Here is a 7,666-nt window from a genome sequence, read left to right on the forward strand (position 1 = left end):
CATGTTGAGCGCGCCCGAGGCGCCGGCGCCGATGGCAATCGCCAGGATCGCGATCACCGCCAGCAGCGGATTGATGGCGACCGGCGCCGCGACCATGCCGACAAAGGCCGTGAAGACGACCAGCGACATCACGCGCGGCTTGAGGAGGGCGAAGAAATCGCCCGCGGTGGCTTCCGACATGCGAAAGCCAACTTCCTCCATCAATTTGTGGTCGGCAAGGGCCATGCGTACTTAAAGTCCATCATTCCGTTGGCCAAGACCGCCGGGCGAGCCGGCGGTCCTGTATCTGCGGCCTTACTTGATCTTCGGCAGCTGTTCCCACTGGTGGAACGGCGGCGGCGACGGCAGCTGCCATTCGAGCGTGGTGGCACCCTCGCCCCACGGATTGGCGCCCGCGACGCGCTTCTTCTGGAAGGCCTCGAACACGCCATAGAGGAAGATCGCAACGCCGACGGCGGCGATGTAGGAGCCGTAGGACGAGATCATGTTCCAGCCGGCAAACGCATCCGGATAGTCGACAGTGCGGCGCGGCATCCCGGCAAGGCCGAGGAAGTGCTGCGGGAAGAAGATCAGGTTGACGCCGACGAAGGTGACCCAGAAGTGGGTGTTGGCGATCACCGGCGAGTACATGTAGCCGGTCATCTTCGGGAACCAGTAGTACCAGCCGGCGAAGATGGCGAACACGGCGCCCAGCGACAGCACGTAGTGGAAGTGGGCGATCACGAAATAGGTGTCGTGCAGCGAGCGGTCGAGGCCGGCATTTGCCAGCTGAACGCCGGTGACGCCACCGATCGTGAACAGGAAGATGAAGCCCAGCGCCCACAGCATCGGCGGCTTGAAGGAGATCGAGCCGCCCCACATCGTGGCGATCCAGGAGAAGATCTTCACGCCCGTCGGAACCGCGATGACCATGGTGGCGAACACGAAATAGCGCTGCGTATCGAGCGACAGGCCGGTCGTGTACATGTGGTGCGCCCAGACGATGAAGCCGACCGCGCCGATCGCGACCATGGCGTAGGCCATGCCGAGATAGCCGAAGACCGGCTTCTTCGAGAAGGTCGAGACGATGTGGCTAACGATGCCGAAGCCCGGCAGGATCAGGATGTACACCTCGGGATGGCCAAAGAACCAGAACAGGTGCTGAAAGAGCAGCGGGTCGCCGCCCTGGTCCGGCACGAAGAAGGCGGTGCCGAAGTTGCGATCGGTGAGCAGCATGGTGATGGCGCCCGCCAGAACCGGCAGCGACAAGAGCAGCAGGAAGGCCGTGATCAGCACCGCCCAGGCGAACAGCGGCATCTTGTGCATGGTCATGCCAGGCGCGCGCATGTTGAAGATGGTGGTGATGAAATTGATCGCACCGAGAATCGACGAGGCGCCGGCGATGTGGAGCGACAGAATCGCAAGGTCCATCGCGGGGCCAGGCTGGCCGGATGTCGAGAGCGGCGGATAGATCGTCCAGCCGCCGCCGACGCCGAAGGCGCCGGGCGCGCTCGGTACGAACATCGAGCCGAGCAGCAGGAGGAAGGCCGGCGGCAGCAGCCAGAAAGAGATGTTGTTCATGCGCGGGAAGGCCATGTCCGGCGCGCCGATCATGATCGGCACCATCCAGTTGGCGAAGCCGCCGATGAGCGCCGGCATCACCATGAAGAAGATCATGATCAAGCCGTGCGCGGCGCCGAAGGCATTGTACATGCTCTTGCCGCCGTCGATGGCGGCATCACCCTGCATGCCGTAGACCATCTGCGCCAGACCGCTGAAGATCTGGATGCCGGGCTCCTGCAGCTCCATGCGGATGGCGACCGAAAGCGCGCCGCCGATAATCCCGGCCATGATCGCGAAGATCAGGTAGAGCGTGCCGATGTCCTTGTGGTTGGTCGAGTAGACCCAGCGGACCCAGCCATGCGGCCTGTGGTCGTGGTGGTCGTGAGCTGCAGCCTCTGCCATATTCCGCTCCGTTCCCTAATTCTTGCTAACCCGCGGCGTCAGTTGCCGGCGGCCGCTACCTTGTTGGTACCATCGATCTCGGCCATCAGCGCCTTGTTGGCGGCGGGCACGTCGGTCTTGGCCGTCTCCAGCCAGGTCTTGAACTGCGCGTCGGAGACGACGCGAACCGCGATCGGCATAAAGGCGTGATCCTTGCCGCAGAGCTGCGAGCACTGGCCGTAATAGAGGCCTTCCTTCTCCGCCTTGAACCAGGTCTCGTTCGTGCGGCCGGGCACGGCATCCATCTTGATGCCGAAGGACGGCACCGCGAAGGAGTGGATGACGTCGGTGGCGGTGATCAGCACACGGGTCATGGTGTTGACCGGCACCACCAGCTCATTGTCGACGGCGAGCAGGCGCGGATAGAGGTTGCGGTCTTCCTTGCCGGCCTTGGCGCGGTCACCGTCCTGAAGGATCGCCGAGTTGAAGGAGAAGCTCTTGTCGACCTGGTATTCGTAGTCCCAATTCCATTGGTTGCCGGTCGCCTTGACGGTCAGCTTGGCTTCTTCCGGCGGGGTATACTGCGCGGTGAGCAGTTGGAACGAGGGGATGGCGATGAGCAGCAGCACGATGACCGGGCCGACGGTCCAGATCACCTCGATCAGCGTGTTGTGGCTGGTCCGGGAAGGAACCGGGTTGGCGCTCGCGCGGAACCGCAGGATGACATAGGCGAGCAGGACCAGCACCAGCAGGGTGATGACCACGATGAATACGAAGGTGTAGTTTCCGAACCATTCGATCTGCCGCATCATGTCGGTCGCAGGCGCCTGGAAGGCGGTTTCCCATGGCCGCGGCTGATCCGCATAGGCGGATGCGCTGGAGAGGAGCGTGCCCGCGGCCGCAGCACCTGCCAGAAGTCTGGCGCTTGCCATGAATTTTCTCATCGCCCTCTCGTCTCCCACTTCCTGCAATCGGATCGCACCAATAACGAACGACGCCGGGATGGGGAATCCCGGTCTGTCCCTAAGGTGGTTCAAACCATACTCTATTTCCCTCCGCAAGGAAGGAGCGGGCGAAACCGTGCGGCATTTTTGCGCGCAGCCCGAAGGGCATCCCCGACCATCGCCGCCCCCGCGCCGGGCGGTCGCAATTCGGGCGAATTTGCTCTGGAAAAGCGCGTAATTGCCGGTATCTGGGCGGGCTGGCGACGGTCTCGTCCTTTTACTTGGCCTTGGCGCAGCTTAAAGTGCCGTGATTCGCAATGGAGCCGTTATGACTTCCTGGCTTTCGAGACCCTTGGCGAAGGTTATCTTCCTTGCCGCCTCGCTTAGCGCCAGTGTGGCGAACGCCGCGCCACCGCAGACCGCGGCGCCGCCCAGCGGCACGGTCAAGTCGACGCATGGCGCGTGGTCGATCATCTGCGACACGCCGGCCGGCGCGACCTCCGAACAATGCGTGATGATGCAGAACGTCGTCGCCGAGGACCGTCCGGAGATGGGGCTTTCCGTCGTGGTGCTGCGCACCGCCGACAACAAGGCGGAGATCCTGCGGGTGCTGGCACCGCTCGGCGTGCTCCTGCCCAACGGGCTCGGCCTCAATGTCGACGGCAAGGACATCGGCCGCGCCTATTTCGTGCGCTGCTTCCAGGACGGCTGCTACGCGGAAGTGATCCTCGAGAAGCCACTGCTCGACACGCTGAAGAACGGCACGTCGGCCACCTTCATCGTGTTCCAGACGCCGGAGGAAGGCATCGGCATTCCGGTCGATCTGAAGGGATTCGCCGAAGGCTTCTCGGCTCTGCCCTAAGTCCAGCGGCGGCAACGCGGCCGCCAGTCGGCTCGGGGCGATGACGATCGCGTGTGAAGGCCGGCGATTGTCTTGACCTCACTTCGCCCCTACATCGGGGGAATGCGAAACCGCCAGCGGACAGCCCTGCCATGAACAGCCTGATCGGCCAATTCGACATTTCCGACGACCGCGTCAAAGAGATCGTCGCCGATACCATCAAGGGCGCCGACGACGGCGAGTTGTTCCTCGAATACAGCGAGAACGAAGCGCTGATGTTCGACAACGGCCGGCTGAAGACGGCGAATTTCAACACCGACCAGGGTTTCGGGCTGCGCGCCGTCGCCGGCGAGGCGAGCGGCTATGCCCATTCGAGCGACCTGTCGGAAGCCTCGCTGCTGCGCGCCGCCGATGCCGTCTCCGCGGTGAAGGGCGGCTATTCCGGAACGCTTGCCGCAGCGCCCGCGCGCACCAATCGCCACCTTTACGGCGACGAGAATCCCATCACCTCGCCCAGTTTCGAGGCCAAGGCGAAGCTGTTGCAGGAGATCGACGCCTGGCTGCGCGCCGCCGATCCGCGCGTGCGCCAGGTGACGGCTTCGCTCGCCGCCTCGTGGCAGCATGTCGAGATCGTGCGCGGCGACGGCCAGGTGGTGCGCGATATCCGCCCGCTGGTCAGGATGAACGTCTCGGTGGTGGTCGGCGATGGCGACCGCCAGGAGAGCGGCTCCTACGGAATGGGCGGCCGCAAGAGCTTTGGCGAGTTCCTCACCGAGGAGAGTTGGAAGCACTCCGCGCGCGAGGCGCTGCGACAGGCGCTGGTCAATCTGGAGGCCGTTCCGGCGCCGGCAGGCACATTCGACATCGTGCTTTCCAGCGGCTGGCCGGGCGTGATGCTGCACGAGGCTGTCGGCCATGGCCTCGAGGGCGACTTCAACCGCAAGAAAACATCCGCCTTCGCCGGCCTGATGGGCAGCCAAGTAGCGGCAAAGGGCGTCACCGTCGTCGATGACGGCACCATCGCCGAGCGGCGCGGCTCGCTTACCGTGGACGACGAAGGCACGCCTTCGGCGCGCAATGTGCTGATCGAGGACGGCAAGCTGGTCGGCTACATGCAGGACCGCCAGAATGCGCGGCTGATGGGCATGAAGGCGACCGGCAACGGCCGGCGCGAAGGCTATGCCCACCAGCCGATGCCGCGCATGACCAACACCTACATGACCTCGGGCGATACCGCGCCGGAAGAGATCATCGCCTCGGTCAAGAACGGCATCTATGCCGTCTCTTTCGGCGGCGGCCAGGTCGACATCACCTCAGGCAAGTTCGTGTTCGGCTGCACCGAGGCCTACATGATCGAGGACGGCAAGGTGACGCAGCCGATCAAGGGCGCAATGCTGATCGGCAACGGGCCCGACGCCATGCACCGCGTCACCATGGTCGGCAATGACATGAAACTCGACAACGGCATCGGCATGTGCGGCAAGGCCGGACAGGGCGTGCCGGTCGGGGTCGGCCAGCCGCATCTGAGGATGAACCAGATGACGGTGGGCGGCACCAGGGTTTGAGCACGCTCAATCCGGCAGGTTTGAATAGCACTCCGCCGCTTGAGTATCTTACCTGTGTCTTACACGGGGTAAGCTTGCGATGGCTGGTGCCGAAAAACTCATAACCACCGTCTCGACCAAGGGACAAGTGATCCTCCCCAGCGCGATCCGGAAACGGAGGGACTGGGGTGCGGGCACACGTCTGCAGGTCGAAGACACACCAGACGGTGTTCTTCTGAAGCAAGTGCCGGCCTTCACCCCGACGCGACCGGAAGACGTGGTTGGCCTGCTGCCGCACCGCGGCAAGCCGAAGACGCTTGAAGAGATGAACGCGAGTGTCCTTGCCGAAGCGCGGCGGCGCCATGCTCGCAATTGATCCCAACCTTGTCGTCAGATACCTGACGAACGACCATCCTGAACGGTCACCTCGATCCGGCCGGAAAGCTCACACCTAGCTACCCGCCGGAGCGCGAACACAATCGTGTTAGCAGATTATTAATTGTTCAATTGCTTTGGCCGACGCTTCCGACTTAACTATCAGCAGTCTTCTCGTTGCGGTGGTGTTGGCAGTGCTGCGTTCCCCTGGCGTCCTGACCTCTTCATTCCTCCTTGGCCTTTGCTCGTTGATCGGTGTGACGTCGCTTTGCGTCGACACGGCGGCGGCGCAGTCGACATTGTTCAAGCGGCCATCGAGTCCGGTCGACCTGCGCTCCGCCACCGTTGGAGGACGTACCAGCGTCCCTTATGGCTGGATCGATTTCTGCCACCGCCGGCCGAAAGAGTGCAAAGTGCCTGCCCTGCAGCCGGCGAACGTCAAGCTGACCGCACAGAACATGCGAACCCTCAAGCGCATAAACCAGAAGGCGAACCGCGCCATCAAGCCCGTCAGCAACTATGATCACTGGGGCACGATGATGGACCACTGGGACTATCCGGTGGACGGCAAGGGCGACTGCAAGATCTACGCGCTCTACAAGCGCAAGCTTCTCATGGAAGCGGGATTTCCCCGCCAGGCGCTGCTGATGACGGTGGTGCGCGACCTGAACAACGAAGGCCACACCATCCTGACCGTGAAGACCGACAAGGGCGATCTCGTGCTCGACAATCTGGTCGACGAAGTCCGGCCCTGGAACGCGACCGGCTATTATTTCCTGAAGCGCCAGTCGCAGCAGAACCCGAATATTTGGGTATCGATCAATCAGCGCGGCGGCACGCCGAAAACCTGACGGATGCCGCCAGGCTCAACCGAGCGGCCTCGACAGCCGAGGCATTCCGTTTCTGACGATTGATACGCGCGGACCGGCGCCTCTGCCTTCCACGTTCATGGCCGAAAAATCGGCTCGCAGAGGTACGCGCCGGCCTACTGGTTGCAGGCCGGCTCGCCCTGCTGTCCGCAAGAGAGCTTCTTCTTGCGCTGCGGCTTCTTCCGGGGGACACTCCGCTCTTGCATCTGCGGCCTCGGCTGCGAACGCAATTCCGAGCGAGGCTCCGATCTCTGCCGCCGCAGCACCTGCTCGTTAGGCCTTTCCTGCCTGAACTGGCGCTGCGCATTGTCGTTCGGCCTGTTGACCTTGAAGTTGCGCTGGACGGTGACCTCCCGGCCGGCAGAACCTTCTTCGTTCTGCAGCCGGCGCAACGTCCTGCGCCTGTCGTTCCCGCTGGCCGAGCCCTGATTCTCGTCGGAGAACACGGTCGGATTGTTCCTCCTGAGCCGCTTCTGCACGGCCGGTCCATTGTCAGTTGGCCCACCACTAACGCTCGGCAGTCTACGGAACTTCTTGCTCTTGGCCGAGCCCTGGTTGTCATCGGAGAACACGTCGGGAGTGTTCTTTCTGAGCCGCTCGCGCACGCTCGGCCGGTTCTCGGCCGGCATCCGGTTGACGGTAGGCAGTTTACGGACCTTCCTGCCCTTGTCGTTCGCGGCGGCCGAACCTTGTTCGTTCGGTTCGACCACGGACTGGCCTGCGGACAAATCCTTGCGCGTCAGCTTCCTCGGCTTGCCACCGCTCCGTTCGGATAATGCCTTGGTATTGTTCTGCCTGAACTTCTCCCGCGCGCTCTGCCCGTTGTCGGCCGGCATGCCGTTGACGGCGGGCAGGTTGCGGAGCTTTTTACCCCTCTTCCGATCTGTGTCCTGCTTCCCGGTCCGGTCAGGACCGGCATTTCCGGTCGCCTCTTGGTTGCCGCCCGAGATGCCTTGCCTGCCGGGTTGCCTCTTCAATTTGTTGCCGCGCAAGTTCTGGCCGTCGGGCGCCGACTTGCCGTTGACCAGCGGCAGCCTCTTGCCATCGGCTCCAGGCAAAGCGTGTTCGGTTGAGAGCTTGCCGGTTCTGGACGAGGTCTCCGGCGAGGTGTCAGGCTGCTGGCGCTGGATAACACGCTGACCAGGCTTCGGCGGCAGGGCGCCCTGTTGC

At 63.3% G+C, this 7,666-nt stretch carries 6 protein-coding genes and 2 pseudogenes; 4 read left to right on the plus strand and 4 right to left on the minus strand.

Annotation, left to right across the window (positions count from 1 at the left end):
• From EOA60_RS11560 to coxB, 3 genes and pseudogenes are all read right to left on the minus strand, one after another.
• Positions 1 to 225, minus strand: a pseudogene (locus EOA60_RS11560) (protoheme IX farnesyltransferase); the annotation flags it as partial.
• A 69-nt stretch (positions 226 to 294) separates the two neighbouring features.
• A complete protein-coding gene (ctaD, locus tag EOA60_RS11565; protein WP_066998019.1) occupies positions 295 to 1,944 on the minus strand; it encodes a cytochrome c oxidase subunit I in 1,650 nt (549 codons plus the stop codon).
• 38 nt (positions 1,945 to 1,982) lie between these two features.
• Positions 1,983 to 2,855, minus strand: coding sequence for a cytochrome c oxidase subunit II (gene coxB / locus EOA60_RS11570; protein WP_245299655.1), 873 nt, complete (start codon positions 2,853 to 2,855; stop codon positions 1,983 to 1,985).
• A 340-nt stretch (positions 2,856 to 3,195) separates the two neighbouring features.
• Between coxB and EOA60_RS11575 the strand changes: the two genes are divergently transcribed.
• The 4 genes from EOA60_RS11575 (at position 3,196) to EOA60_RS11595 (ending at position 6,478) form a co-directional block, all read left to right on the plus strand.
• Positions 3,196 to 3,729, plus strand: a complete 534-nt coding sequence (locus EOA60_RS11575) for an invasion associated locus B family protein (RefSeq protein ID WP_066998026.1) — start codon at positions 3,196 to 3,198, stop codon at positions 3,727 to 3,729.
• Positions 3,730 to 3,860: 131 nt separating this feature from the next.
• A complete protein-coding gene (tldD, locus tag EOA60_RS11580; RefSeq protein ID WP_095823802.1) occupies positions 3,861 to 5,273 on the plus strand; it encodes a metalloprotease TldD in 1,413 nt (470 codons plus the stop codon).
• A gap of 79 nt (positions 5,274 to 5,352) precedes the next feature.
• Entirely contained in the window at positions 5,353 to 5,628 is a 276-nt protein-coding gene (locus EOA60_RS11585; protein WP_095823803.1) for an AbrB/MazE/SpoVT family DNA-binding domain-containing protein, read from the plus strand.
• Positions 5,629 to 5,821: 193 nt separating this feature from the next.
• Positions 5,822 to 6,478 carry a transglutaminase-like cysteine peptidase gene (locus EOA60_RS11595; RefSeq protein WP_164748252.1) on the plus strand — a complete coding sequence of 219 codons (657 nt, stop codon included), beginning with the start codon at positions 5,822 to 5,824 and terminating at the stop codon, positions 6,476 to 6,478.
• Between the two features lie 134 nt (positions 6,479 to 6,612).
• On the opposite strand, the pseudogene EOA60_RS37530 reads toward EOA60_RS11595, so the two are convergent.
• A pseudogene (locus tag EOA60_RS37530) lies at positions 6,613 to 7,666 on the minus strand (peptidase C14 caspase catalytic subunit p20); the annotation flags it as partial.

This window comes from Mesorhizobium sp. M1A.F.Ca.IN.020.06.1.1 (assembly GCF_004023265.1).
Lineage (GTDB): Bacteria > Pseudomonadota > Alphaproteobacteria > Rhizobiales > Rhizobiaceae > Mesorhizobium.

Excerpts from the sequence above, each read along its gene's own strand:
- coxB (WP_245299655.1), bottom strand. The coding sequence starts at position 2,855 with ATGGCAAGCGCCAGACTTCTGGCAGGTGCTGCGGCCGCGGGCACGCTC.
- ctaD (WP_066998019.1), bottom strand. The coding sequence starts at position 1,944 with ATGGCAGAGGCTGCAGCTCACGACCACCACGACCACAGGCCGCATGGC.
- EOA60_RS11585 (WP_095823803.1), top strand. The coding sequence starts at position 5,353 with ATGGCTGGTGCCGAAAAACTCATAACCACCGTCTCGACCAAGGGACAA.
- tldD (WP_095823802.1), top strand. The coding sequence starts at position 3,861 with ATGAACAGCCTGATCGGCCAATTCGACATTTCCGACGACCGCGTCAAA.
- EOA60_RS11575 (WP_066998026.1), top strand. The coding sequence starts at position 3,196 with ATGACTTCCTGGCTTTCGAGACCCTTGGCGAAGGTTATCTTCCTTGCC.